The 25,473-nt window shown below is 69.2% G+C and carries 20 protein-coding genes; 4 read left to right on the top strand and 16 right to left on the bottom strand.

The window, feature by feature from the left end:
- The 5 genes from ACQP1O_RS14235 to ACQP1O_RS14215 all read right to left on the bottom strand — a co-directional run bounded on the left by ACQP1O_RS14235 (position 1) and on the right by ACQP1O_RS14215 (position 8,817).
- Positions 1–594 carry an HIT family protein gene (locus tag ACQP1O_RS14235; RefSeq protein ID WP_433566273.1) on the bottom strand — a complete coding sequence of 198 codons (594 nt, stop codon included), beginning with the start codon at positions 592–594 and terminating at the stop codon, positions 1–3.
- The gene (gene thrS, locus ACQP1O_RS14230; RefSeq protein ID WP_433566272.1) at positions 591–2,648 is read right to left on the bottom strand and encodes a threonine--tRNA ligase; all 2,058 of its coding nucleotides are present in this window, start codon (positions 2,646–2,648) and stop codon (positions 591–593) included. The genes ACQP1O_RS14235 and thrS overlap by 4 nt, the downstream gene beginning before the upstream one ends.
- Positions 2,649–3,134: 486 nt before the next feature.
- Positions 3,135–3,881, bottom strand: coding sequence for a (2Fe-2S)-binding protein (locus ACQP1O_RS14225; protein WP_433566271.1), 747 nt, complete (start codon positions 3,879–3,881; stop codon positions 3,135–3,137).
- Positions 3,882–4,178: 297 nt separating this feature from the next.
- Positions 4,179–6,386 (bottom strand): SulP family inorganic anion transporter, encoded by a 2,208-nt coding sequence (locus ACQP1O_RS14220; protein WP_433566270.1) that lies wholly within the window; start codon positions 6,384–6,386, stop codon positions 4,179–4,181.
- Between the two features lie 220 nt (positions 6,387–6,606).
- Positions 6,607–8,817 carry a SulP family inorganic anion transporter gene (locus tag ACQP1O_RS14215; protein ID WP_433566269.1) on the bottom strand — a complete coding sequence of 737 codons (2,211 nt, stop codon included), beginning with the start codon at positions 8,815–8,817 and terminating at the stop codon, positions 6,607–6,609.
- Positions 8,818–9,167: 350 nt separating this feature from the next.
- On the opposite strand from ACQP1O_RS14215, the gene ACQP1O_RS14210 reads away from it, so the two are divergent.
- The gene (locus ACQP1O_RS14210) at positions 9,168–10,211 is read left to right on the top strand and encodes an extracellular solute-binding protein (RefSeq protein ID WP_433566268.1); all 1,044 of its coding nucleotides are present in this window, start codon (positions 9,168–9,170) and stop codon (positions 10,209–10,211) included.
- A gap of 11 nt (positions 10,212–10,222) precedes the next feature.
- Here the strand turns inward: ACQP1O_RS14210 and ACQP1O_RS14205 are convergent, their stop codons facing one another.
- The 9 genes from ACQP1O_RS14205 to ACQP1O_RS14165 all read right to left on the bottom strand — a co-directional run bounded on the left by ACQP1O_RS14205 (position 10,223) and on the right by ACQP1O_RS14165 (position 20,151).
- Positions 10,223–10,603, bottom strand: a complete 381-nt coding sequence (locus ACQP1O_RS14205; protein WP_433566267.1) for a DUF5313 family protein — start codon at positions 10,601–10,603, stop codon at positions 10,223–10,225.
- A 157-nt stretch (positions 10,604–10,760) separates the two neighbouring features.
- Complete coding sequence (locus ACQP1O_RS14200) at positions 10,761–12,593, bottom strand: phosphoenolpyruvate carboxykinase (GTP) (RefSeq protein ID WP_433566266.1); 1,833 nt, start codon at positions 12,591–12,593, stop codon at positions 10,761–10,763.
- A 96-nt stretch (positions 12,594–12,689) separates the two neighbouring features.
- Entirely contained in the window at positions 12,690–13,010 is a 321-nt protein-coding gene (locus ACQP1O_RS14195) for an ArsR/SmtB family transcription factor (RefSeq protein WP_402765153.1), read from the bottom strand.
- Positions 13,011–13,139: 129 nt separating this feature from the next.
- Positions 13,140–14,618, bottom strand: a complete 1,479-nt coding sequence (locus ACQP1O_RS14190) for an NADH-quinone oxidoreductase subunit C (protein WP_433566265.1) — start codon at positions 14,616–14,618, stop codon at positions 13,140–13,142.
- A complete protein-coding gene (locus ACQP1O_RS14185; RefSeq protein WP_433566264.1) occupies positions 14,615–16,081 on the bottom strand; it encodes a proton-conducting transporter transmembrane domain-containing protein in 1,467 nt (488 codons plus the stop codon). Before ACQP1O_RS14185 ends, ACQP1O_RS14190 begins: the two co-directional genes overlap by 4 nt.
- Positions 16,078–16,740, bottom strand: a complete 663-nt coding sequence (locus ACQP1O_RS14180) for a hypothetical protein (RefSeq protein ID WP_433566263.1) — start codon at positions 16,738–16,740, stop codon at positions 16,078–16,080. The genes ACQP1O_RS14185 and ACQP1O_RS14180 overlap by 4 nt, the downstream gene beginning before the upstream one ends.
- Complete coding sequence (locus tag ACQP1O_RS14175) at positions 16,737–17,693, bottom strand: respiratory chain complex I subunit 1 family protein (RefSeq protein ID WP_433567679.1); 957 nt, start codon at positions 17,691–17,693, stop codon at positions 16,737–16,739. Before ACQP1O_RS14175 ends, ACQP1O_RS14180 begins: the two co-directional genes overlap by 4 nt.
- 5 nt (positions 17,694–17,698) lie before the next feature.
- Positions 17,699–19,678, bottom strand: coding sequence for a proton-conducting transporter transmembrane domain-containing protein (locus tag ACQP1O_RS14170; RefSeq protein WP_433566262.1), 1,980 nt, complete (start codon positions 19,676–19,678; stop codon positions 17,699–17,701).
- The gene (locus ACQP1O_RS14165) at positions 19,675–20,151 is read right to left on the bottom strand and encodes an NADH-quinone oxidoreductase subunit B family protein (RefSeq protein ID WP_433566261.1); all 477 of its coding nucleotides are present in this window, start codon (positions 20,149–20,151) and stop codon (positions 19,675–19,677) included. The genes ACQP1O_RS14170 and ACQP1O_RS14165 overlap by 4 nt, the downstream gene beginning before the upstream one ends.
- Positions 20,152–20,331: 180 nt before the next feature.
- On the opposite strand from ACQP1O_RS14165, the gene ACQP1O_RS14160 reads away from it, so the two are divergent.
- Positions 20,332–21,144 carry an alpha/beta fold hydrolase gene (locus ACQP1O_RS14160; RefSeq protein ID WP_433566260.1) on the top strand — a complete coding sequence of 271 codons (813 nt, stop codon included), beginning with the start codon at positions 20,332–20,334 and terminating at the stop codon, positions 21,142–21,144.
- Between the two features lie 35 nt (positions 21,145–21,179).
- Positions 21,180–21,527, top strand: a complete 348-nt coding sequence (locus tag ACQP1O_RS14155) for a zinc ribbon domain-containing protein YjdM (RefSeq protein WP_433566259.1) — start codon at positions 21,180–21,182, stop codon at positions 21,525–21,527.
- 18 nt (positions 21,528–21,545) lie between these two features.
- On the opposite strand, the gene ACQP1O_RS14150 is transcribed toward ACQP1O_RS14155, so the two are convergent.
- Both ACQP1O_RS14150 and ACQP1O_RS14145 read right to left on the bottom strand, forming a co-directional pair.
- A complete protein-coding gene (locus tag ACQP1O_RS14150) occupies positions 21,546–22,121 on the bottom strand; it encodes a TetR/AcrR family transcriptional regulator (protein WP_433566258.1) in 576 nt (191 codons plus the stop codon).
- 103 nt (positions 22,122–22,224) lie between these two features.
- Positions 22,225–23,355, bottom strand: coding sequence for an agmatine deiminase family protein (locus ACQP1O_RS14145; RefSeq protein ID WP_433566257.1), 1,131 nt, complete (start codon positions 23,353–23,355; stop codon positions 22,225–22,227).
- Positions 23,356–23,680: 325 nt separating this feature from the next.
- Between ACQP1O_RS14145 and ACQP1O_RS14140 the strand changes: the two genes are divergently transcribed.
- Positions 23,681–25,336, top strand: a complete 1,656-nt coding sequence (locus tag ACQP1O_RS14140; RefSeq protein WP_433566256.1) for a transposase — start codon at positions 23,681–23,683, stop codon at positions 25,334–25,336.
- Positions 25,337–25,473: the final 137 nt, after the last annotated feature.

The raw sequence follows: 25,473 nt of genomic DNA, 5'->3' as shown, positions 1-25,473 counted from the left end.
CTATCCCGCGTCCTTCCATGCGTCGGCTTCCTTCCACGCCTGTGCCAGCAGCGCCCGGGTTTCCCGGAGCAGCTGCGGCATCACCTTCACTCCGCCGACGACGGTAATGAAGTTCGCGTCCCCACTCCAGCGCGGCACGATATGTTGATGCAGGTGATCGGCGAGTGAACCACCGGCAACGCCACCGAGATTCAGGCCGACATTGAAGCCCTCGGGCCGCGACACCTGCTTCATCACCCGAATCGCCTGCTGGGTGAACGCCATCAGCTCGGCGCTCTCCTCGGTGGTCAGGTCCTCGAGGTTGGCGACCCGGCGGTAGGGCACCACCATCATGTGGCCCGGGTTGTACGGGTACAGGTTCAGCACCGCGTACACCCATTCACCACGCGCGACGATCAGACCGTCCTCGTCCGACATCTCCGGAATGTCGGTGAAAGGGTGCCCGGTCTTCTTGGCCGCGTCGATCTTGCGATCCTCGGCCTCGCCGGTGATGTAGGACATCCGGTACGGGGTCCACAACCGCTGCAGGCGGTCCGGATCCCCCGCACCGGTATCCACGATCTGCTCGGACACGGGTGCAGTCCATTCACTCATCGATCCGCCTTGCGGATCTCGAAGCCCTCCGCGGTCGGCGACTCGTTCTCGCGGCGGCCGATCCAGTCCACGATGGTGGCCACCGCATCGGCCACGGGCACACCGTTGACCTGGGTGCCGTCGCGGAAGCGGAAGCTGACCGCGCCGCTCTCCACATCGCGCGCGCCGGCCAGCAGCATGAACGGCACCTTCTGCGCGGTCTGGTTGAAGATCTTCTTCTGCATGCGGTCGTCGCTGCGGTCGACCTCGGCGCGAATGCCGTTGTCCTGCAGGCGTTCGATCACGACGTCCAGGTGCTCGACGAAGGTTTCGGCGACCGGGATGCCGACCACCTGCACCGGCGCCAGCCACGCCGGGAACGCGCCCGCGTAGTGCTCGGTGAGCACGCCGAAGAAGCGTTCGATGGAGCCGAAGAGCGCGCGGTGGATCATGACCGGGCGGTGCTTGGCGCCGTCGGAGCCGGTGTATTCCAGCTCGAAGCGCTCGGGCAGGTTGAAGTCCAGCTGGATGGTGGACATCTGCCAGGTGCGGCCGAGCGCGTCCTTGGCCTGGACCGAGATCTTCGGGCCGTAGAAGGCGGCCCCGCCCGGATCCGGCACCAGGTCCAGACCGGAGTCGGTGGCCACCTTGCGCAGGGTCTCGGTGGCCTCCTCCCACAGCTCGTCGGAGCCCACGAACTTCTGCGGGTCCTTGGTGGACAGCTCCAGGTAGAAGTCGTCGAGGCCGTAGTCGCGCAGCAGCGAGAGCACGAACTGCAGGGTGCTGGTCAGCTCCGCGTGCATCTGCTCCTTGGTGCAGTAGATGTGCGCGTCGTCCTGGGTCATGCCGCGCACCCGGGTGAGGCCGTGTACGACGCCGGACTTCTCGTAGCGGTAGACCGAGCCGAATTCGAACATGCGCAACGGCAGTTCCCGGTAGGAGCGCCCGCGCGACCGGAAGATCAGGTTGTGCATCGGGCAGTTCATCGGCTTGACGTAGTAGTCCTGACCGGGCTTGCGCACCGAGCCGTCCTCGTTGAGTTCGGCATCGAGGTGCATGGCCGGGAACATGCCGTCGCGGTACCAGTCCAGGTGGCCGGAGACCTCGAACAGGTGGCCCTTGGTGATGTGCGGGGTGTTGACGAACTCGTAGCCGGCGGCGATGTGGCGGCGGCGCGAGTAGTCCTCGAGCTCCTTGCGGATGATGCCACCCTTGGGGTGGAACACCGGCAGGCCCGAACCCAGCTCGTCGGGGAAGGAGAACAGGTCCAGTTCCAGGCCGAGCTTGCGGTGATCGCGCTTCTCGGCCTCCTCGAGCAAGCGCAGATGCTCGTCGAGCGCCTCGCTGGATTCCCACGCGGTGCCGTAGATGCGCTGCAGGTCCTCGCGGGACTGGTCACCACGCCAGTAGGCGGCCGAGGACCGGGTCAGCTTGAAGGCCGGAATGTACTTGGTGGTCGGGATGTGCGGGCCGCGGCACAGGTCGCCCCACAGCTTCTCGCCGGTGCGCGGGTCCAGGTTGTCGTAGATGGTCAGCTCTTTGCCGCCGACCTCCATGACCTCCGGATCGTCGATGCCCGACTTGTCGGAGATGAGCTCGAGCTTGAACGGCTCCTTGGCCAGCTCGACACGGGCCTCGTCGATCTCGACCACCCGGCGCGAAAACCGCTGCGCGCCTTTGATGATCTTCTTCATCCGGGACTCCAGCTTGGCCAGATCCTCGGGGGTGAAGGGGCGGTCGACCTGGAAGTCGTAGTAGAAGCCGTCCTTGATAAACGGGCCGATGCCCAGCTTGGCCTCGGGGAACTCCTGCTGCACCGCCTGGGCCAGCACGTGCGCGGCCGAGTGCCGGATCACATTGCGGCCGTCCGGGGAATCGGCGGTGACGACCTCGACCTCGGTGTCGAGCTCGGGCACCCAGGACAGGTCCTTGAGCGCGCCCTCGGCGTCACGCACCACGATGACCGCCGCCGGGCCCTTGCTCGGCAGGTCCGCCTCACGCACCGCGGCCCCGGCGGTAGTCCCAGCCGTAACCCGGACGCGGGCGACTGGGGTCTGCTGGGGTGAGGTGGTCACGGCTGGACACTCCTTGGCGGTTCACGGCGGGTGGTCGATCCGCCGTACAGGTTGGACTGGATGACCGGGCACCCCCTTCGTGAAGGGCAGAGCCCCGGCGGCACCACTCTATCGGCACGGTTGTCACCGTGTGCCGATGGACCGGCCCCGCCGCGTCGCCCGCCACCGGCCACATCCCGGCCCGGGCCGATCCCGCTCCGGTGACCAGGTGAAACACCCGATCAGCACGAAGAATCGAGGATCCGGCGGCACCTGTGGAACAAGATCGGCCCGAAGCGCGGAGTCCAGCGCCCTCGGGCAGGTCGACCGCATGATTCTCCGAGCGTCCGCACCGGCACGGCAAGCGAATTCACCGCCGGGCCGAGGCCGCCACCCGCGTGCGGCGGCCTCGACCGGGTGCACTTGTCCTGCGCCGCAGGAGGTTTCGGGCAGCCGGGGTGGCGGCCGCGGGCGGGCGCGGGCGCGCCGACGTGCTCGGTCGGGCCGTCAGCCGCGCGCTGCGACCTCGGCGAGCAGGGCTTCGCGTTCGGGGGCGGGGCGTTTGGGGCAGCTGGTGCACATCTCGCAGCCCGGTACCTCGAAGACCAGGCAGCAGGAGATGCGGCGGACGAAGGTGCGGCCGCCGACGTCCTGGAACCGTGGCACCGGCAGCCGGCCCGCGACATCGCGGGCCAGGCGGGCACCGGCCTCCTCGGCCCCGATGTCCAGGGCGCGGTTGCCGATGGCGTCGGCCACGATCGCCCACAGCGAGGCCGCGCCCGCGCCGGACACCTCGGCCACCACCGGAATCACGCGAGACAGCGTGTGCCGCAACGCATGTCCGACGGACGCGGTCGCACAGCAGCCTCCGGACTCGGCGTCCGCGTCCTCGGCGGGAACCACCGGACCGGCGCTCGCAGGGCCCGCGGCCTCCCCGGATCGCGGTGATGGCGTGATCGGAGACCGGGATTCGATGGGCAGCGGACCCGCGCCGACGAGGTAGCCGCGCGGTTCCGGCAGCACCCGCTCCACGCCGCCGTCGGGCCGGATCTCCAGGGCGATGTGCTCGAGCGCGGGGTCGAAGGCGGGCCGCCCGCTCGCGATGGCCGCGACGATCGGATCCACCAGCGACGAGGCCGCCATGCACCACCACAGCGTCCCCGACACTCGCGTGTTGGCGGTCCCCCACGAGATCCCCATGTCGGCGATCCGCTCGGCCAGCCACTGTGGTCGCAGTAGCTCGGTGCCCGGCATCAGGGCCTGTGTAACGGGGGGCCGCGCAACCATTTCCATTCGACTCCGATCCGGCCGATCCACGGTGATTACTACCCACGATGTCACGTTTTCGCGCCGATGTGGGCCGCTCCCCCGCGACCCCCGGCGCACCCGTTCGACCCGCGATACCGCGAGGCGCGCTCAGCGTATGCCGCGCGAGCTCCCCCACCGCGCCGACGCGCCCGGCGGTGAGCACCGGCCGGACGGCCGGCCCCGAAAACACGATGGTGCGGGCACTCCCGAACGGGAAGCCCGCACCATCGCAGGGTGGTGCTGTCAGTGCGTGTGGGCCAACGCCGATAGCTCGGGTGCGTCGATTTCCCGGATGCCCGTGGAGGTGACCTCCAGGACTCGGGCGGTCCCGATGTCGAAGAACAGGCCGGAGACCTCGAGGCCGCGTTCCAGGATCGCCCGCCGGACCACCGGGTGGGCGCGCAGCGTGTCCAGCTGGACGGCCACGTTCACGATGGACAGCTGGTCGGCCACCCCGAATCCGGCACGCGCCGCCGCGGCGGCTACCGGGTCGTCGGAGTGGAAGCGATCCAGGCTGGCCCGGCCGTGGACCAGCCAGTTGCCCAGGCCGGGCCCGGTGGGCCCACCCGCGACCAGCGCCTTCATCGCCCCGCACGCGGAGTGACCGCAGACCACGACGTTGTCGACGACCAGATCGTCGATGGCGAAGGCGAGCGCCGCCTCGATGGAGCTGTCGCGGCCGCCGGGGACCACCAGGTTGCCGACATTGCGGATGGTGAACATGTCGCCGGGCCCACTGTTGGTGATCAAATTGGGCACGACCCGCGAATCCGCGCAAGTCAGGAAGAGCGAGTGCGGATTCTGCCCGTCGCGTAGCTCGTCCAGGTGCGGGCGCACCACATGGGCGTTGCGCTGATGGAAGGCGGCCACGCCCCTGGTGATCGGGTTGCCGTCGTCCTCGCGCCAGGGGCGCAGCGCATCGTCGAGCAGGGTGCGGGCGCGCCCGCGCACCGGCGGCCCGGTCAGGGCGTGTTCCATGCGGGCGGTGCCGAGTTCCACGAATTCGACTGTGCCGCCGGTGCTCTCGTGCTGGCGGGCCCAGTCGTGGATGGCCTCGTAGGCGGCGTGGTCGAGGAAGTCGACGCTCATCTCGACCAGCACGTCGGTCCCGCCGGGCACCTTGGCCAGTTCCGAGGACAGTTTCGGCAGCGCCAGGAACGTGCAGGTGCCGTCGATGCTGACCAGCCAGCGATCGGTGCCGGCCACCTCGCCGGCGGTCACCGAGACGCGCACGACCCGCCACAGCAGCAGGCCGAAGGCCAGCGCCAGGCCGATGATGACGCCCTCGAGCAGGTTCAGGAACACCACGCCGAGCACGGTCACCAGGTACACCAGCAGGTCGCCCGTGCGCCGGGCCAGCCTGATGTGGGCGAGCTTGACCAGCTGGATGCCGACCACGATGAGCAGACCGGCCAGGGCCGATTTGGGAATCTGCTGCACCAGGCCGACCAGCGCCACCGAGAACACCAGGATCCAGATGCCGTGCAGGAATGCCGAGGCGCGCGAGCGGGCGCCGGCCTGCACATTGGTGGCACTGCGCACGATGACGCCGGTGACGGGCAGGCCGCCGAGGCCGCCGGAGATCACATTCGCCGCGCCCTGCCCGACCAGTTCGCGGTCGAAATTGGTGCGTGCGCCGGTGTGCATCTTGTCCACGGCGACCGCCGACAGCAGGCTCTCCACGCTGGCGATCAGGGCGATGGTCAGTGCCGCGAGCACCACCTCACCCCACTCGCCGGAGGGCAGGTCGGGCAGGCCGATGGCGTCGAACAGCGAGCCGCTCAGCACGATTCGCTCCGGATTACCGGGCAGCACCAGCGACAACACGGTGCCGGCGACCACGGCGATCAGGGGGCCGGGCAGCACCTTCAGTTTGCCCGGCACGTACTTCCAGCCGAGCATGATGGCGATGACCACCAGGCCGACGACGAAATCGTCGCCGTGCAGGTTGAGCAGCTGGTTCGGCAGCTCCTTCAGGTTCTCCCACGCGGAGCTCTGCGAGGTGCCGCCGAGCAGCACATGGAACTGCTGCAATGCGATGGTGACACCGATACCGGCGAGCATGGCGTGCACCACGACCGGCGCGATGGCCAGCGCGGCGCGGGCAATGCGGCTGAGCCCGAACAGAATTTGCAGCACACCGGCCAGCACGGTGATGAAACAGGCTGTCTTCCAGCCGAATTCGTTGATAGTGGCGGCGACCACCACGGTCAGGCCGGCCGCGGGCCCGCTGACCTGCAGCGGCGAACCGCCGAGCAGGCCGACCACGAGGCCGCCGACCACGGCGGCGATGAGTCCGGCGGCGATAGGAGCGCCGGAGGCGACCGCAATGCCGAGTGAGAGCGGCAATGCGACGAGAAAGACGACAAGGGATGCAGGAAGATCATGACGAAGCAGGCTGTCGAGCCGGCCGTCGGTTCTGCCTGGCGGTGAATCGGTGTCGCGAGACATTTCGCTCCTCAGCGAGCATGTACAGGGGGCATCGAATAAAGGCTGCGGACGACTCTGGCCGCAGACTCACCGGACGAGCAGAGCCAAGAGTAAAGGTAAAGACTTAGCAAAGTCTGAGAAAGAAGGGCCCCAATGTGAAAAATGCTCCAACGTAAAAAGAAGGGCCCCAACGTAAAAGGGTGTGAACCCTCTCGGGCCCACACGCCTTCTTCCCCGGTCGTCACGCGGGTTGGGCCACCCGCCCGGCGTCATCGATCTCGGCGATCCCATCCACGGTGACCTCCACTACGCGAGCGGTGGCGATATCGAAGAACAGACCCGAGAGCACCACGCCGCGCTCCTGCACGCCGCGGCGAACCACCGGATGCGCGTACAGCGTTTCCAGCTGCACCGCCACGTTCACCATGCCGAGCTGATCGACCGGCCCGAACCCAGCCGCCGCCGCGGCCACCGCGACCGGATGCCCGAGCCGGAAGCGCTCGAGGCTGGGCCGGGCGTGCGCGAGCCAATCGTCGAGCCGGGACCCGGTGACCAGTTCGGTGTGCAGCGCGCCCATGGCGCCGCACCCGGAGTGCCCGCACACCACCACCGAGCGGACATCCAGCTTGTCGAGGGCGTAGATGAGCGCGGCCTCCATCGACGAGTCCTGGGCGTCACGCGGAATCAGGTTGCCCACATTGCGCACCGTGAACAGGTCGCCCGGACCGCTGTTGGTGATCACGTTCGGCACAATGCGGGAGTCTGCGCACGTGACGAAAAGAGAGTCCGGTTCCTGGCCGTCGCGCAGCACCCCGAGGTGCGGGCGCACGACGTGTGCGTGGCTGCGGTGATAGGCGGCCACACCGGCGACGATCGGGTCCACATCGGTGGCGGTGCGCCGCCAGGGTCCGAGGACCTCGTTCAGCAGGTGCCGGGAGTGTCGGCGGGCGGGCGGCCCGTCGACGACGTCGGCCATGCGCACCGCTCCGACCTCCACGAATTCGACTGTGCCGCCTGCACTTCGATGCTGGTCCACCCAGTCCTGCACCGCGTCGTAGGCGGCGTGGTCCATGAAGTCGACGGTCATCTCGACCACCACCTCGGCGCTGCCGGGCACCTTGGCGAGCTCGGCGGTGAACCTGGGCAGCGCCAGGAAGGTGAAGCTGCCGTCGACGGTGACCCGCCAGCGCAGCGCGTCCACCTCCTCGGCCGCCACCGACACCCGCACCACCCGCCACAGCAGCAGGCCGAAGGCCAGTGCGAGCCCGACCAGCATGCCCAGCAACAGATTCCAGAACACCACCACGAAGGCGGTGGCGGCGTATACCACCAGATCGCCGGTGCGCTGGGCTCGCCGGATATGGGCGAGTTTGATGAGCTGGATGCCGACCACGATGAGCAGTCCGGCCAGCGCCGCCTTGGGAATCGAGCGCACCACGTCGACCAGCGCCACCGAGAAGAGCAGGATCCACAGCCCGTGCAGCATGGTCGAGGCCTTGGTGCGCGCTCCCGCTTTGACATTGGTGATGCTGCGCACGATGACCGCCGCCATCGGCAGGCCGCCGATCAGACCGGAGACCATGTTGGCCGCGCCCTGGCCGAGCAGCTCGCGATCCAGATCCGTTCGGCGCCTGGAGTTCTGGCGCATCCGGTCCACGGCCACGGCCGATAGCAGGGTCTCCACGCTGGCGATGAGCGCGATGGTCACCGCCATCAGCGCCACCGTGGCCCAGCTGCCGTGCGGCACCTGGGGCAGGTGCAGTTCCGCCGGCAGTGAGCCGTTGAGCGTGATGCGCTCGACCCGCACCGGCAGCACGCGCGCCAGCAGGGTCGCGACCACCACCGCCACCAGCGGCGCCGGCACCCGGCGGGCCGGTTCGGGCAGCCGCCGCCAGCCGAGCAGGATGGCGATGACGACCAGTCCGATGCACAGGTCACCCGGGTGTACAGAGGCCAGCTGGTGCGGCAGCGCGACGATCGCGTCCCAGGACGAGGTCAGCGAATCGCCGCCCATGAGCACGTGCACCTGTTCGAGCGCGATGACGATGCCGATTCCGGCGAGCAGGGCGTGCACCACCACCGGCGCGATGGCCAGCACCCCGCGTGCGATCCGGCTGAGCCCGAACAGAATCTGCAGGCCACCGGCCAGGATGGTGATGAAACAGGTGACGGCCCAGCCGAATTGGTTGATGGATTCGGCGACCACCACGGTCAGCGAGGCGGTGGGCCCGCTCACCTGGAGGGTCGATCCGCCGAAGAGTCCGGCGACCATGCCGCCCACCACCGCGGCGATGAGTCCGGCGGCGACCGGCGCGCCCACGGCGACGGCGATGCCGATGGACAGCGGCAGGGAGACCAGGAAGACGACGAACGAGGCGGGTAGATCGTGGCGCACCAGGGCGGCGAAGCCGGGAAGCGACGTCCGTGGAGGCTGATCGGTGTCGGTGGACATATCTCTCCTTCGCCGGCACGGCAGCGCCGCCCGGTTCATCGGTCAACATGTACTGGCATCGAATCGAGAGGCAGCGGCGGGCGAGGCTGGAGAACCACGACGCTTGGCAGATCGCGGGTAATCGTAAAGACAGTGCAAAAGAAATGAAAAGCGTTTGCGGCAGTTGAGGCGAACCGCTATCAAACTGTGACACAACTCACTGAACAGTGCAAAAAGACTCTCGCAGGCCGAGATGTCACCGGCTGTTCACCCGCCTCACCCTGCCGAGTCAAAGACGCTGCCTAGTCTCTCGCGCCAGATTGCTGTGGAACCCGGAGTGAGACGGGGTCCTTCGGAAAGGGTTCCGCGGAATGTCGCTCCCCCGCCGCGCTGTCATCGCGGCCGTCACCGCCGCGCTCGCGACCACCGGTTGCGGCACGCATGCCGGACCAGTGTCCGTTCCCGCCGTGACCAGTTCGTGGACCCCGCCGCCGGGGCTGTCCGGGCAGCTCACCCTGTACTCGGCGAATCCGCAGGACCTCACCGACGATCTGCTGGCCGGGTTCACCCGGGCGTCCGGGGTGAAGGTGAACGTCGTCAACGGCGAGACCGGCAAGATCACCGCCAGACTCGACAAGGAGGGCCCGCAGCCGCAGGCCGATGTGGTGTACCTGGCGTCCTGGACGCCCGCGGCGGAGTACGACCTGCAGGGCCGCACCCTGCCCTACACCCCGCGCGGCGCGGACCGGGTGCACGACGGCTGGATCGGCAAGGGTCACGGCTTCATCGGCCGGGACGGGTCTGCGCTCACCATGGTGGTCAACAGCAAGGCGAGCCCGCGCCTGCCGAACGACTGGGCCGATCTGGCCGCGCCCGAGTTCCGCGGCCGGGTGATCATGCCGGACCCGCGCGAGTCCGGCACCGCACGGGACCTGCTGGCCGCCATGGTCAGCGCGTGGGGCAAGGACCGCACCTGGGCCATGTTCGACGCCCTCTTCGACAATGGCATGGTGGTGCGCGGCGGCAACGGTCCCGCCCTCGACGGGGTGACCGCGGGCGCCTACGCCGTCGTCCTCGGCGGTGTCGACTACGCGGCCTACGACGCGGCCGCCAAAGGGGTTCCGCTGCGGGTCATCTCGCCGTCCTCGGGGACCGTCATCACACCGCGCCCGGTCTTCATCCTGAACACCACCCGCAACCCGGCGGCCGCGAAAGCCCTGGTGGACTACATGTTCACCCCCGAGGCCCAGCAGATCACCGCCGCGCACAAGATGATTCCCGCCCGCACCGACATCCCGGTCGCACCCGGCACCCGCTCCTACGACGAGGTCAAGCAGCTGCCCTTCTCCTGGGATCAGGTGAAGGGCAACGGTGCCGGCATCCTGGCCGAATTCACCCAGCGCTACCTGAGCTGATCCGCCCGGGTTCAGCCGCGGCCGTGTGCCCGCTCGTAGGCGGCCCGCGCGGCAGCGGCACGCTCGCGCTCGCGCTGGTCGGCCAGGGCCGGATCCAGGCCGTGCTTGGTGAGGCGGGCACGGCGGAACACGTACATGAGCGCCGCCGTGAAGTAGATCAGCGGCAGGTACAGCAGCGCCATCATGGCCAGGCCCATCCAGAGCGGGCCGGGGATGAGCAGGAACAGGCACAGCGGCGGAATGATCGGGATGAGGATGCGCAACATGTAGCGCCGCGCCGCGCCCGGACCGGTCAGGTCGTCGATCACCCACTGCCGCATGCTCGGCGGCAGCGTCCCGCCGCAGATATAGCGCAGGCGCTGCACCAGATTCGGTTTGGTCGGATCGCTCATCTCTGACTGCTTTCGATGGTGACGGATACGGGCTGGCAGGTGATGTCGTGCCGACGGCGTCCTCGAGAGTATGCACACCGGTGATGCCCGGGGCGGTCAGGTACGACATGCGCACCCGACCGCCCCGGCATCCGACAGCTCCGCCGCGCAGGCACCGTCAGAGCGCCTCGGCGAGGCGCAGTTTCAGGGCGGCGAGTTCGGCCCGCAGGGCGTCGGGCAGACGGTTGCCGCCGATGGTGGCGTACCACTCGTCGATCGATTCCAGCTCGCGCACCCACTCGTCGGTGTCGACGGTCAGGGCGGCGTCGATCAGGCCGCGGTAGCCGTCACCGAGTCCGTCGAAATCGAGCGCGGCGGCGGTGGGCACGAAGCCGATCGGGGTGCGCTCGGCCGGAGCGGTGCCGTCCAGTCGTTCGAGCGCCCACTTCAGCACGCGCACATTGTCGCCGAAGCCGGGCCACAGGAACTTCCCGTCGGCGCTGCGCCGGAACCAGTTGACCTGGAAGATCTTCGGCAGCTGCGCGCCCGCGCGCTCCCCCATCGCCAGCCAGTGCGCGAAGTAGTCGCCCACGTGGTAGCCCAGGAACGGCAGCATGGCCATGGGATCGCGGCGCACCACGCCGACCTTCCCGGCCGCGGCGGCCGTGGTCTCCGAGGACAGCACCGAGGCGGTGAACACCCCGTGCGCCCAGTCGAAGGATTCGGCGATGAGCGGGATGGTGGTGGCGCGCCGGCCGCCGAAGAAGATCGCCGAGATCGGCACGCCGCGCGGGTCGTTCCATTCCGGGGCCACCGACGGGCACTGCTCGATCGGGGTGCAGTAGCGCGAATTCGGGTGCGCGGCCGGGGTTTCCGAGCCGGGCGTCCAATCCTTGCCGTGCCAGTCGAGGAGGTGGGCCGGGGGCTGCTCGGTCAGGCCCTCCCACCACACGTCCCCGTCGTCGGTGCGGGCGGTATTGGTGAAGATGGAACTGCCCGCGTCGATGGTGGCGATGGCGTTCGGGTTGGTCCGCACGCTGGTTCCCGGTGCGACACCGAAGAATCCGGCCTCCGGGTTCACCGCGTAGAGCCGCCCGTCGGCCCCGAACCGCATCCAGGCGATGTCGTCGCCGACGGTCTCGGCCTTCCAGCCGGGCAGGGTGGGTTCGAGCATGGCGAGGTTGGTCTTGCCGCACGCGGACGGGAAGGCCGCGGCGATGTAGTGTGTCTTTCCTTGCGGCGAGGTCAGTTTCAGGATGAGCATGTGCTCGGCCAGCCAGCCCTCGTCGCGGCCGAGGACCGAGGCGATGCGCAGCGCGAAGCACTTCTTGCCCAGTAGCGCGTTGCCGCCGTAGCCGGAGCCGTAGCTCCAGATGGTGCGGGTCTCGGGGAAGTGCGCGATGTACTTGGTCTTGTCGCACGGCCACGGCACATCGGACTGTCCCGGACCGAGCGGCGCGCCCACCGAGTGCAGGCATCGCACGTATTCCGTCTCGCCGGTGAGCTTTTCCCAGACCGGCGTGCCGGAGCGGGTCATGATCTGCATCGACACCGCGACGTAGGCCGAATCGGTGATCTCCACACCGTATTTCGGCTCGGCGGCGTCCAGCGGGCCCATGCAGAAGGCGATCACGTACATGGTGCGCCCGGCCATCGCCCCGCGGTAGTGCTCGGTCATGACGGTGCGCATGTCGACCGGATCCACCCAGTTGTTGGTCGGCCCGGCGTCGCTCTCGCGCTCCGAGCAGATGAAGGTCCGGTCTTCCACCCGCGCCACGTCGTCGGGGTCCGAGACGCACCAGAACGAGTTGGGCTTGGCCTGCAGCGGGACGAAGGTCCCGTTGGCCACCAGCTCGGCGGTGAGCCGATCCCACTCGTCGCGGGAGCCGTCGCAGTAGACGATGCGCTCGGGCGTGGTCAGGTCGGCGACCTCCGCGACCCAGGCCAGGATGCCGGGATGGTCGGTCGGGGCCGACGCGGTGGCGACGGTGGCGGTGGGACGTTCGAGCACGGCGAACCTCTCTTCGTGGAACAACTAGGTTTTTAGTTTAGAAAACACGCAAACAGCGAGGTCGGGTGACCCCACCGGAATCGACGAGGACCTTCGCTACGCCGGTTGCTCGAGTGCTTCGGCCTGGCCGGCTACGACGCCGGTGAGGATGGTGCGGGCCACCGCGAGCAGTTCCGCCACCTGAGGGGAGGTCAGCTCGTATGTCACCGAGAGTCCTTCGCGGCGGGCGGTGACCAACCCGGCTCGCCGCAGGATCGACAATTGCTGGGACAGGTTCGCGGCCTCCACACCGATCTCCGCGAGCATTTCGGACACAGCGTGATTTCGCTGGCTCAGCAGTTCGAGGACCCGGATGCGGACCGGATGGCCCAGTGTCTTGAAGAAGTCAGCCTTCATCTGATAGAGCGGCTGTTGCATCCCTGGCACCTGCGAGCCATTCCTTCCATCGGCGGCGAATCATGTGGCGAATGATTCACCCGGTTGATTGCAGAGTTTAGCAAACAGGACAACCATGACCGGCCTGTCCGAGGTTGTTGCTGGGACCGGTCACAGATCGTTGCCCGAGTACGACAGGTTGAAACTCTTGTTGACCAAGGGAAAATCCGGCACGATCGTCTCTTTCATGGCCACAGGCAGCGCCGGCCAGTTGAACCAGGACGGATCCACGATCTTGGCCCGGGTGAGCCGATCGGCGTCGTCGACTTCCACCCGGTGCACGATGGTGCCGCGCCAGCCCTCGACGATGCCGACACCGCTGCCCAGCCTGATCCCGGACGCCCTCGTGCCCGCAAATTCCGTTCCACCGCTGTGGTTCACGACAATGTCGGTGATCAACGCGACCGAGGCGGCGAACTCGTCGCGCCGCACCGTGTAGCGGGCGAGCACATCACCGCCGACGGCGGCGATCTCCTCGACCGGCAGGTCGACGACGGGGTGGTCCACGCGAGCGTCGGTGACCAGGCCGCTCGCGCGGGCCGGATAGCCCAGGCAGCCGAGCGCCCGCGCATCGTCGGCCGCCAGCACACCGGTCCCGGCGAAGCGGTCGTAGACCACCCCGTTGCCGAGGGTCGCCGCGGTCACCTCGGCGAGGTCGCCCGCGATGGCCGCCAGCCTCGCGGGGTCGGGAAGTTCCCGCAGCAGCACGCCACCGGGCCGGATGGCACCGCGCAGCAGCCGGTTTCCGGTAACCGCGGCATTGAGCCGCAACAGTTCCTCGCGCAGCCGCAGGGCGTGCGCGTTGGCGAGGCCGAAACCGACGTCATTGGCCAACGCACCCAGGTCGGCGGCATGGTTGTAGAGCCGTTCGAGCTCGACCAGCAGGGCGCGCAGCCGCTGGGCCGGCTCGGGAACGGTTGCGCCGCAAGCTTCCTCTACCGCGAGGCAATGGGCCAGCGCGTGCGCGGCGGAGCTGTCGCCGCTGACTCGTTCGGCCAGTTCCGTCGCGCCGGTGACGGATCGGCCGTGGAAGAGGCGTTCGATGCCGCGGTGGACGTACCACAGCCGGGCCTTGAGCCGCACCACCGTCTCCCCCACTACCGAGAACCGGAAGTGGCCCGGCTCGATCATTCCGGCGTGCACCGGACCGACCGGAATCTCATAGACGCCCTCGCCACCGACCGTGAGAAAGCGCAATTCACCGGAGCCACCGAATTCGGGCACGACCTGCGGCGCGTCGGCCCGCATCGGATGCCAGTCGTCCGGCCAGTGCGCGTGCCGCACCAGCCGCCGCGGCCGGGGATGCCCGCGCAGTCCGATCCCGTACAGATCGAGCATCTCCCGTTCGAAGCGCCCGGCCGGGAACGACATGTACGCCAGCGACGGCAACACCGGATCATGGCCGGGCAGCAGGCATTCCAGCTCTACACGCCGGTCGGGGCGGCCGGCCAGGAACAGATGGACCACACGCAGCGGCGACCGGCCGTCGTCGTGCGCCGCGGCCAGCGCGAGCCGATAGCCCGCCCCCAGCAGTTCCTCGGCGATATCGGCGAGTTCGTCGACGGCGACCGGGCGGCTGGTGCGGTTCATCGGGCGGCCACCTGCCCGGCCGCGGTGGTGAACAGGTCGGTGAGCGGTCCGGCGGTCACGCCCAGGGCCAGTGCGGCGGCGATACCGACCGCGAGGGCGGTGGCCAGGGTGGCGGGCACCGCGATGGCCGGTGCGCCGGAAGGCGCCGGGCCCAGCAGGATTCGGCTGCTGTTGCGAACCAGCGCGGCGAAAGCGATCGCGATCAGCAGCAGCGCCGCGCCCAGTGCCCACGCCAGCCGGGCGTCGGCGAGGGATCGGGCGATCGCCAGTTCGCTGGCGAACAGAGCGAAGGGCGGCAGTCCCAGTAGCGCCACCATGCCGGCCGCGAAAGCCGTTCCCAGCAACCGGGATCGGGCCGCCACCGCGGTGATCGAGGCGATGGCGGTGGAGTCGTGGGCGGCCTGCAACGGGCCGGTGGACAGGAACAGCACGGTCTTGCCGACGCCGTGGGCGAGAACGTGCAGCAGCAGTGCGGCGATGGCGAGCCGGGTCCCCGCCGCGGCCGCGACGGCCACCAGGCCCATGTTCTCCATGGACGAGTAGGCGAGCATCCGTTTGACGTCGCGGGTGACGGTGAGCAGCAGCGCCGCGATGGCCAGGGTGAGCAGGCCGAGGGTCAGCAGACCCGTACGTAGATAGCCGGTTCCGATGGCCTGGTCGGCAACGGCCTTGACCCGCAACACTACCGAGAACGCCACCGCCAGCAGCACCCCGCTCATGAGTGCCGACACCGGTGCGGGCGCCTGGCTGTGGGCGTCGGCGAGCCAGGTATGGAACGGCGCGAGCCCGGCCTTGGCGCAGTATCCGATCAGGAGCAGTCCGGCGGCGAGCCGGGTGACACCGGGATCGAGTCCCGGTGCGCGCGTGAGCAATACGTCGAGATCGAGAGCATGCTCCGGCGGCGCGCCCGCGTGCCGGGCGGCGAAGTACAGCAGCACGGTGCCCAGGAAGGCGACCACGATGCCGACCGAGCAGATCACCACGTACTTCCAGGTTGCCTCCAGTGCGGCCCGGGTGCGGCGGTGGCCGACCAGGAACGCCGTCGCGACGGTGGTGGCCTCCACGGCGGTCCAGATCACGCCGATATTGCCGGCGCACACCGCGACCACCATGGCCGCCAGGAAGGCGGGGACCAGGGCGGCGTAGGCGCGGGCGGCCTTCGCGTCGGTGTGGCCGTGGGCGAGTTCGGCGTCGATGTACCCGATTCCGGCCCAGGTGGCGAGCGCGCCGACGACGCCGATGACGGTCAGCATGGTCACCGACAGCCCGTCCACCCGCAGCAACCCGTCGGCCAGCACCAGCTCGCGGCCGTGCAGCCGGATGCCCAGGGCCACCGCACAACCCAGTACGACGAGCGCGGCGAGGACGGTGAGCACTGCGGTGGCCCGCCGCCATCCGCCGAGCGCGCCGGCGACCGCGGCGAGGACGGGCGCGAGCATGGCGGACATCACGATCGAAGTCATTCGTGCAGCTCCCGTAACTGGTCGAGGTCGGCTCCGCCGAAGGCACGGCGCAACCGGCCGGTGAGAATCCCGATCACCATCACCGCGAAGAAGACATCCAGCGAGACGCCGAGTTCGACGATGAGCGGGACACCGGCGGTGAGCAGGAAGGCGGTGGCCGCGATCCCGTTGTCCAGCATGAGGAATCCCGCCGCCTGGGAGATCGCATGGCGGCGGGTGGCCATGACGAACAGCGCGATCAGAATGACGGCGAAGGCCGCGGGCACGGCGGCGGTCTCCGGTCCGGGTCGCAGGTTCACCAGCGGCCGGGTCACGGCGAAGGCCACCACGGTCAGCACGGCCGCGATCAGCAGGGACGCCGCGGTGTTCACCAGCGGGGTGGCCTCACGGTATTCGTCCCGTTCGGCCCCGACCGCCCGGCCCAACAGCCACGGCAGCACGCCCGCCCGCAGTCCGAGCACGATGCCGCCGACCACCAGCAGCGGCAGGTCGCGATGCTGGATGCCCTCGACGATCGGGATCACGGCCAGCGCGCCGCCCTGCGCACCCAGTAGCCGGGTGATGGCGTGCAGATCGCGCCGCCACACCACGAACACCGCGACCAGCACCAGGGCGCCGGCGGCGAAATCGAGCAGGCTGGCATACCCGTTCGCGGTCACGCTCCTCCTCGCGCGGTGAAGAAATTGGCAGCCGTCACCGCGAGCAGGGCGAGCAGGAACGAGCCGGCCAGTAGTTCGGGGACGCGGAACAACCGCAGCTTGGCGATGAACACCTCGGCGAAGGCCAGGGCCACCGAGAGCACGAGCACCTTCACGGCGATGGCCGCGATCCCGAGCCCGATCGCCGCCAGGCCGGATGCGCTGCCCGCGATGCCCCACGGCAGGAACAGATTCGCCAGCAGGGCCAGCAGCACGGTCAGCCGCATGGCGGCGGCCCATTCGATCAAGGCCAGCCTGGGACCGGCGTATTCGAGGACCATGGCCTCGTGCACCATGGTCAGCTCCAGGTGTGTGGCGGGGTTGTCCACCGGCAGGCGGCCCGTCTCGGCGATGATCACGATCACCAGCGCGGCGGCGGCCAGCACCGCGCTCAGCGTGGCCACCCGGCCCGGATGGTCGATGGTATTGCGCACCAGCGCACCGAGATTCGAGGACCCGCCCGGAATCGACAGGGCGAACACCGACAGCAGGATGGTGGGCTCGACCAGCGCGGCGATGACGGTCTCCCGGCTGGCCCCCATGCCACCGAAGGCGGTACCGGTGTCGAGCCCGGCCAGGGTCAGCGCCACCGTGCCGAGAAACAGCAGGCCCACCACGGCGAACAGATCGGCCGCGCCGTCGAGCGGGGACCCGGTCGCGACCAGCGGCGCGACGGCCGCGATCACCAGGGTGGTGCCCGCCAGCACCAGTGGGGCGCAGGCGAAGACGACGGTGGTGCCGGCCGGGATGATGGACTGCTTGCCGAACTGCTTGCGCAGGTCCCGCCACGGCTGCGTGACGCCGGCGCCCGCGCGGCCTTCGGCGCGCGCCCGCACCTGCCGCATCACCCCCGTGACCAGCGGCGCTCCGGCCATCACGCCGCCGATCTGGGCCGCGCCCGCGACATACGACAGCACGGTCATCGCGACACCACCAGCACGATCAGCACACCCAGCGCGCCATAGGTCAGATACAGATGGACGCTGCCGTTGTGGGCGCGCGCCACCGCGGCCGCGGCGAGCCGCACCGCGCGCACCACCGGCCGATAGAGCCGCTGTTCGACGGTGTCGGCGATGCGGGCGCGGTAGGCGACCTTCTCGACCAGGTACCGGGATTCGGCCAGCGGGGTGATCTCGATATCGGTGTCGGGGCGCAGCACGTCGTCGAAGACCCGCTGCAGCGGTTCGGCGAAGGAGGTTGCGGTGTACTGCATCCGGTGCGTGGGCTGGTCCGCGCCGCAGGCCCACAGCGGCAGGGCCGCGGCGGCCGGATTGCGCCGGGCGCGCAGGGCGGCCGCGACGGCGACGGCCGCCACCGCACCGGCCACCACGATCGCGATGACACCGGGTGAGATCGATCCCGCCATCCCGGGCAGCCGGACCGTCCAGCCGAGGCCGGTGAAATCCGCGCTCCGGGTGACCGGAAGTTCGGCGAGGGTGCGGCGCACCACCGGCCCCACCACCATCGGCACGACGGCCAGCACCCCGCACACGCTCGCGCACAACGCCATTCCGGCGATCATCGACGGCGGCGCTTCACTCGCGGCGGCGGCCTCCCCGGAGCGAGCACGCGCCAGGAAGCCGACGCCGAAGGCCTTCACCATGGCCGCGACGCCCAGCCCGGCGGTCAGCGCGACCGCGCCGACCGCGAGCGGCGCGGCCAGGGTGACCACGAGATCACGTTGCGGGCCGGTGTGAATGAGCGACTGCACGAGCAGCCATTCGCTGACGAATCCCGCGCCCAGCGGCAGCCCCGACGCGCCGAGCGCGGCCGCGCCGAACAGCGTCGTGGTGGCGGGCATGCGACGTGCGAGGCCACCGAGAAGATCCAGATCACGCAGGCCGGTGGCGGTCAATACCGAACCGGCGCAGAGGAATCCGAGGCTCTTGAAGGCGGCGTGCGCCATCAGGTGCAGCAGCGCGGCCGCCATCGCCACGCCGGCGGCGGCGGTGGATCCGGCCGCGCCCAGCAGGGTCGCCGCGCCGAGCGCGAGCGTGACCAGACCCATGTTCTCGGTGGTCGAGAACGCCAGCAGCCTTTTGAGATCCGCGGCCACCGACGCCTGGAGCACGCCGTAGACGGCGGTGATCCCGCCGATGACCACCAGTGCCACCCCCCACCAGCGCGGGCCCGGTCCGAGCAGTTGCAGATCGAAGCGCACGATGCCGTAGATGCCGAGATTCACCATGGCCGCGCTCATCAGCGCCGACACCGGGCTGGGCGCCTCGGGATGGGCGCGGGCCAGCCAGGCATGCAGCGGCACCAGCCCGGCCTTCGAGCCGAAACCGGCGACGGTGAGCACGAAGACCGCCGTCCGGGTGCCGTCGGGCACCGCGGTCAGCGCCGCGAACCGGTCGGCGCCCTGCGCGGCGGCCGAGGCGACCAGCAGCCCCGCCAGGATGGCGGCGAAACCCAGCTGGGTCATGACCGCATAGAACACTCCGGCGGTGCGGACGGATCGGCGGTGGTGTTCGGCGAAGACCAGGACCAGCGAGGCGATCGCCATGGATTCCCAGGCCAGCAGGAACGTGGTGACCGATCCGGCGGCGGGGACCACCAGCATGGCGGCCACGAAGATCGGCAGGACGGCGAGCGGTACCGGGCCCAGGCGCTCACGCCGCGCGTACCCGATCACGTAGGCGCCCACCGGAATCGCCACCGCGCCGGTGATCAGGAGGAAGAATCCGCCGAGCCGGTCCAGCCGCAAATACACCCCGGACAGCGGCAGCAGCCAGCCCAGCGACAGGGCACGCGGCGGGCCGAAGAGGCCGGTCAGCCCCGCCGCCACCCCTGCGGCGCCGGCCAGCGCGGTGGCCACCCCGGCGAGCACCACGCCGGCGCTGTTGTCCCGCAGGGGTATTACCGGCGGCCCCGCGTGTCTCGCTACAGCAGCCGTCATCGGCCGGTCACCGAGCGCAGCGCGGCCACGATCGCATCAGGTGTGGGCGGGCAGCCCGGGATCTCCACATCCACGTCGACCACGTCGCCCACCGCCCCGGCGACGCCGTACGCGCCCGCGAACATCCCCTGATTCAGCGCGCAGTCACCACAGGCCACGACCACGCGCGGCGCGGGCGTGGCGGTGTGCGTGCGCCGCAATGCCTCTGCCATGTTCCTTGTCACCACACCGGTGACCAGCAGTCCATCGGCATGCCGGGGCGAGGCCACCAGCCGGGCACCGTAGCGTTCGGCGTCGTATACCGGACCGAACGCGCCGGAGATCTCGAGCTCACAACCGTTGCACGAGCCGGCATCCACGTGTCGCAGTTGCAGTGAACCCCGCAGTAGCGCGGGAACATTCGCTGTCGCCGGCGGCTCCGGCGCGGCCTCGGCCACGCGGCCGATCCGCAGGATGATCCGCAACCAGCCCATGGCTGTCACCGCCCGCTTCGGACGGTGGGAAGAGCAACCCCTACGAGTACGTCACCCACGGCATGAAGGTTTAGCAGATGCGAGCGCCCTGCTCCACTGTTTGCGAAACAATGAAAGAAGTAAATTTCGAAGACATGGTACGTTCGGGCGTTCCCAGGACCGCCTAGAGAAAGACCGACCGTGCCCCTTGCCACCCTCAACGGCATCCGACTCAACTACGACGTCACCGGCAGCGGGCCCCTGGTCGTGCTGATCATGGGAACCGGCAGCCCCGGCCGCGTGTGGCGGACGTATCAGGTTCCGGCACTGGTGAAGGCCGGTTTCCGGGTCGCCACCTTCGACAACCGGGGCATCGCGCCGTCGGAGGAGAGCGCGCACGGGATGCGTATCGAGGATCTGGTCGCCGACACCGCCGCGCTCATCGAATTCCTCGGCGGCCCAGCCCATGTGGTGGGCACGTCCATGGGCGCACGCGTCACCCAGGAACTCGCGCTGGCGCGGCCGGATCTGGTGCGCCGGGCCGTCATGCTGGCCACCACCGGACGGCCCCATCCGCTGGCGAGCACCCTGAACAAGGGCGAGCAAGCGCTGGCGGCGCAGGGGGTGAAGCTGCCGCCGGAGTACGCGGCCGCCATCAAGGCGATGCTGAACCTGTCGCCGCACACGCTCGAGGCCGATGACCAGGCCCAGCAGTGGCTCGACATCTTCGAGTACTCGGCGAGCGCGGAGCCCGCGCCGGGCGTGCTGTCCCAGATGCGGATGGACCGCTCCCACAATCGACTCGCCGACTACGCCCGGATCACCATCCCCAGCCTGGTGGTCGGATTCGCCGACGATCGCATGCTGCCACCGGTTTTCGGCCGGGAGGTGGCCGCGGCGATTCCGGGCGCGCGCTTCGTCGAGATCGAGAAGTGCGGCCACTACGGGTATCTGGAACGCCCCGAGGAGGTCAACCGCACCATCATCGACTTCCTCACCGGCGTGAACGCCTGAGCCCCAGCAGATTCCAACCCCCGAAGGAACCACCAGTGAGCGTTACCCTGCCGCCGTGCCCCGGCTGTTCGAGCGAGTACACCTACGAGGTGGGCGGGTTGTTGACCTGCCCGGAGTGCGCGCACGAGTGGACCCTCGACGCGGAGACCGAGGCGGTCGGGGACGGGGTGATCCGGGACGCGGTCGGTAATGCGCTCGCCGACGGCGACACCGTCACCGTCATCAAATCCCTGAAGGTGAAGGGCAGCCCGACCGGCATCAAGGCGGGCACCAAGGTACGCAATATCCGGCTCGCGCCCGGCATCGGCGATCACGATATCGACTGCAAGGTGGACGGCATCGGCGCGATGCAGCTGAAATCCAGTGTGGTGAAGAAGGTCTGACGGCGGGCCGGAAGCGCGTCAGGGCGCACCGAGTTCGGCGGCAATCGCGCCGGCCAGCAGGGTGCGGGCCCGGTCGAGGGTGAGCGAGCCACTGTGCCAGCGCTCGCTCAGACCCTCGACCAGGGCGGTGAGGCGTTCCGCGACGGCTGCGGCATCGAGATCCATTGGGATGGAACCGGTTTCCTGACCGTGCAGGATGGGCGTCTCCACATCGGAGTTCCAGGATTCGGTGCTGGCCCGGAGCGGTTCGCGCAGTGCGGGATCGAAGACCGCGCTGGCGCGCAGTTCACCCCAGGCGACGCTGTTCTCGCGGACCTCGTCGGTGTCCTGCAGTTCCAGCAGCAGCATGCGCTCGACCTGCGCGCGCGGCTCCCCGAGATCGGCGAACGCGGGGCCGGTGTAGGACTCCGCCCGGTGATTGATGTGCTCGAGGGCGGCGCGCAGGATGCCGGCACGGTCCTTGAAGTGGTAGTAGATCAGCGCGGTGGACACGCCCGCGGCGGCGGCCAGTTTCTCGACCCGCAGTCCGCGGACTCCGTCCTGCGCGATGACGCGAACGGCGGCTTCCAGGATCTGGGTCTGACGGTCCGACACGATTCCTCACTCTAGAACGATTGCGCGGCCGGTCCGAACGGGCGGCGTTCCCGAACCGGCCGCGCCCCGGTGAATTACAGGCTTCACCGGGGGCTCGGATGCTTCAGTCGACGGGTTCCTGCTGGGTGGTGCAGTGGATGCCACCGCCACCGGCCGCGATGGCGTCGATATTGATCTGCACCACGGTCCGATCCGGGAACAGGCGCCGCAGGGTGGACTGCGCCGCCGAATCGGCCTCGGGGTCGCCGAATTCGGGGGCGATGACGCCGCCGTTGCAGACATAGAAGTTGATGTACCCCGCGGCGAAGTCGTCGCCCGCGCCCCGGTAGCGCAATTCCGAAGGCGCTTCGAGGGTTTCGATCTCGAGCGGGCGGCCCTGCGCGTCGGTGGCATTGTGCAGGATGTCGAGGTGACGGCGGGTCACGTCGTAGTCGAAGGACTCCTCGTTGTTGTCGAGTGCCGCCACCACGACGCCGGGGCGGGCGAACCGGGCGTAGAAATCGGTGTGGCCGTCGGTGATGTCGTGCCCGGCGATGCCCGGCAACCAGATCACCTTCGTGATACCGAGCAGATGCTCGAGCTCGGCCTCGACGTCGCGCTTCTTCCAACCCGGATTCCGATTGTTGTTCAGCACGCAGGATTCGGTGATGAGCGCGGTGCCCTCGCCGTCCACCTCGAGCCCGCCGCCCTCGAGCACCAGATCGGTGTGCACGGTCTCCACCCCGGCGCGGCCGTCGACGATGGTGGCGACCTTGGCGTCGCGGCGGTGCTGCTGTTTGCCGCCCCAGCCGTTGAAGTTGAAGTCGACGCCGGCCTTGGTGCCGTTGCCGTGCACGAACACCGGGCCGGTGTCGCGCATCCAGAGGTCGTCGAGGTCGGCGACGATGAGCTCGACATTCGCACCGCCCAGCATGTTTCGCGCCATCTCGAGTTCGTCCTGGCGCACCAGCATGGACACCGGTTCGAAGCGGGAGATGGTGGCGGCGATGGTGGCCAGGTTCTGGCGGACCTGCGGCAGCAACTGCCTACCCCAGATGGCTTCGCTCGCGCCGAAGGCCATCCAGGTGCGCCTGTGGGGCGCGCCCTCGTCGGGCATCACCCAGGAGCGCCCGTCGTTGGGCGTGGAGGACGAGGTGTCGCCGCTGAACCACGACGAGATCGGCCCGTCGCAGCCCGCGAGCAGCAGCCCGCCCATGGTCAAAATCCCGGATCGCATGAACCGGCGTCGTTGCATCTCGCAGTCTCCTTGTGTGAGGGGCACGGCGCGGCGTTTCCCTCTCCGGCGCGCTGAATCCGCTGAACCCGCTGGTAGGACGGCCGTCCGCACACGACGACCCCGAGCCGGGCACCAAGGACTGTATTCCTGACTGAATTTTCAGTCAAGGAACGCGACGCAGGTCACCAGGCACGGGCGGGCTCGGCGCGCGGGCACAAGATCGGCGGGGCCGTTTAACGAGAGCCGTATATCTTTGCGCGCCAGCATCATTCGTCACCGAACTCGCTCTAGGTGACTGGTGTTTTTCGTGCGGTGAGGGGCGGGTCTCGAGCAGAATGTTGCGGTGACGTTGGGGCGTGTGCCGGTTCAGGGTGATCTGTTGCAGTCGACGGTGGAGTTCTGCGCGGGCCGGGTGGGCGAGGACTCGATTTACGGTGTGCTGCACCGGGAATGCGGGCGGTTGTTCCCGGATGAGATGTTCGCTGATCTGTTCACCGATGTCGGGCGGCGCAGTGTGCCGCCGATGATCGTGGCGGTGGTGATGGCGTTGCAGCGGATCGAAGGTTTGTCGGATCGGGAAGCGGTGGAGCGGTTCGCGTTCGACGCCCGCTGGAAATACGCCGCCGGTGGCCTGGCTTTCGATTATCCGGGGTTCGTGCACACGGTGCTGGTGGACATGCGCGCGAGGCTGGCCCGTTCGGATCGGCCCGGCCGTATCTTCGACGCTGTGCTCGCCGTGGCACGCCAGGCCGGGCTGGTGGGCCGCAAACGGGTGCTGGACTCGACACCGTTGTATGACGCGGTGGCCACGATGGACACCATCACCTTGGTCCGCTCGGCGATCCGCGGGCTGCTCGCGGTCGCCGGCGCCGAGCTTGCGGGGTCGTTGCGGGCGCGGATCAGCAGCGGTGACGACTACGCCACCGCGGCGAAACCGGTCATCGATTGGGACGATGCGACCGCCCGCGCCGCACTGATCGATTCCCGGGCTCGTGACGCGATGGCCATGCTGGTGTTGCTGGAGGGCCGCGACCTCGACGAAGCCACCGGTAAGGCCGCGGCGCTGCTGGCCACCGTGCTCGGCCAGGACATCACCGACGAGGAGGGGACCTTCCGGATCGTGCGGGGCACCGCGGCCGATCGGGTGATCTCCACCGTCGACCCCGAAACCCGCCACGGGCACAAGACCCAAGCGCGCGGGTTCGACGGCTACAAGGGTCATATCGCCATCGATCCCGACAGCGAGATCATCACCGCCACCACCGTCACCCCCGGCAACACCGGCGACGCCGACCCCGCCGAGGAACTGCTCGCCGATACCCTGCCCTCCGAAGCCGAAGCCGAAGCCGAAGCCGAAGCCGAAGCCGAAGCCGAAGCCGAAGCCGAAGCCGAAGCCGAAGCCGAAGCCGAAGCCGAAGGTCGGGACGAGGATGCCGCCGCGGTGTTCGGTGACTCCGCCTACGGGTCCGGTGAGTTGTTGAAACGTTTGGACGACAACGGGATTCACAACGGAGTGAAGGTGCAGCCGTCGTCGTCGGTGAAAGGCCATTTCTCCAAGGACCGGTTCACGATCGACCTGGATGCCCGCACGGTGAGCTGCCCGGCCGGGGCCACCGCATCGATCGCTGCCCGCACCGGCCGTCATACCGGCACCGCCCACTTCGGTGCCCTCTGCGCCGAGTGCCCGCTGCGTTCGCAGTGCACCTCGGCGGCGGGCGGGCGCACGATCACCGTCGGCGCCTTCGAGAACTACCTGGTCGCCGGTCGCCAGCGGCAGCTCGATCCGGTCTGGAAGGCCGACTACCGCGCGACCCGACCCAAGGTCGAACGCAAGATCGGCCATTTGATGCGCCGCCGCCACGGCGGACGCCGCGCCCGCATGCGCGGCCGGGCCAAAATCGGAGCCGACTTCAGCTTGCTGGCCGCCGCGGTCAACCTCTCCCGCCTCGCCGTTCTCGGACTCACCCACACCAGCACCGGCTGGGCCACCACCGCCTGACAGCGCCGGTCATCCGGCGCTGTCAGGCCAAACCGCCACGGGCACAACCGGAAACAAACAACAACCGATACCACCGCCGGCCCGCGCCAACTCGACCTCACCCACCAGCACCACCACACCGCCGGCCGTCAGATACC

This window comes from Nocardia sp. CA-151230 (assembly GCF_050942175.1).
GTDB lineage: Bacteria > Actinomycetota > Actinomycetes > Mycobacteriales > Mycobacteriaceae > Nocardia.
Note: the sequence above shows the minus strand (reverse complement) of the source record. Positions and strands in the feature narration are given on the sequence as shown.

Coding starts and splice junctions, on each gene's coding strand:
- ACQP1O_RS14235 (WP_433566273.1), bottom strand. CDS start 594: ATGAGTGAATGGACTGCACCCGTGTCCGAGCAGATCGTGGATACCGGT.
- ACQP1O_RS14225 (WP_433566271.1), bottom strand. CDS start 3,881: ATGCCGGGCACCGAGCTACTGCGACCACAGTGGCTGGCCGAGCGGATC.
- ACQP1O_RS14215 (WP_433566269.1), bottom strand. CDS start 8,817: ATGTCCACCGACACCGATCAGCCTCCACGGACGTCGCTTCCCGGCTTC.
- ACQP1O_RS14185 (WP_433566264.1), bottom strand. CDS start 16,081: ATGACTTCGATCGTGATGTCCGCCATGCTCGCGCCCGTCCTCGCCGCG.
- ACQP1O_RS14190 (WP_433566265.1), bottom strand. CDS start 14,618: ATGAACCGCACCAGCCGCCCGGTCGCCGTCGACGAACTCGCCGATATC.
- ACQP1O_RS14205 (WP_433566267.1), bottom strand. CDS start 10,603: ATGAGCGATCCGACCAAACCGAATCTGGTGCAGCGCCTGCGCTATATC.
- ACQP1O_RS14195 (WP_402765153.1), bottom strand. CDS start 13,010: ATGCAACAGCCGCTCTATCAGATGAAGGCTGACTTCTTCAAGACACTG.
- ACQP1O_RS14170 (WP_433566262.1), bottom strand. CDS start 19,678: ATGACGGCTGCTGTAGCGAGACACGCGGGGCCGCCGGTAATACCCCTG.
- ACQP1O_RS14220 (WP_433566270.1), bottom strand. CDS start 6,386: ATGTCTCGCGACACCGATTCACCGCCAGGCAGAACCGACGGCCGGCTC.
- ACQP1O_RS14145 (WP_433566257.1), bottom strand. CDS start 23,355: ATGCAACGACGCCGGTTCATGCGATCCGGGATTTTGACCATGGGCGGG.
- ACQP1O_RS14165 (WP_433566261.1), bottom strand. CDS start 20,151: ATGGGCTGGTTGCGGATCATCCTGCGGATCGGCCGCGTGGCCGAGGCC.
- ACQP1O_RS14210 (WP_433566268.1), top strand. CDS start 9,168: ATGTCGCTCCCCCGCCGCGCTGTCATCGCGGCCGTCACCGCCGCGCTC.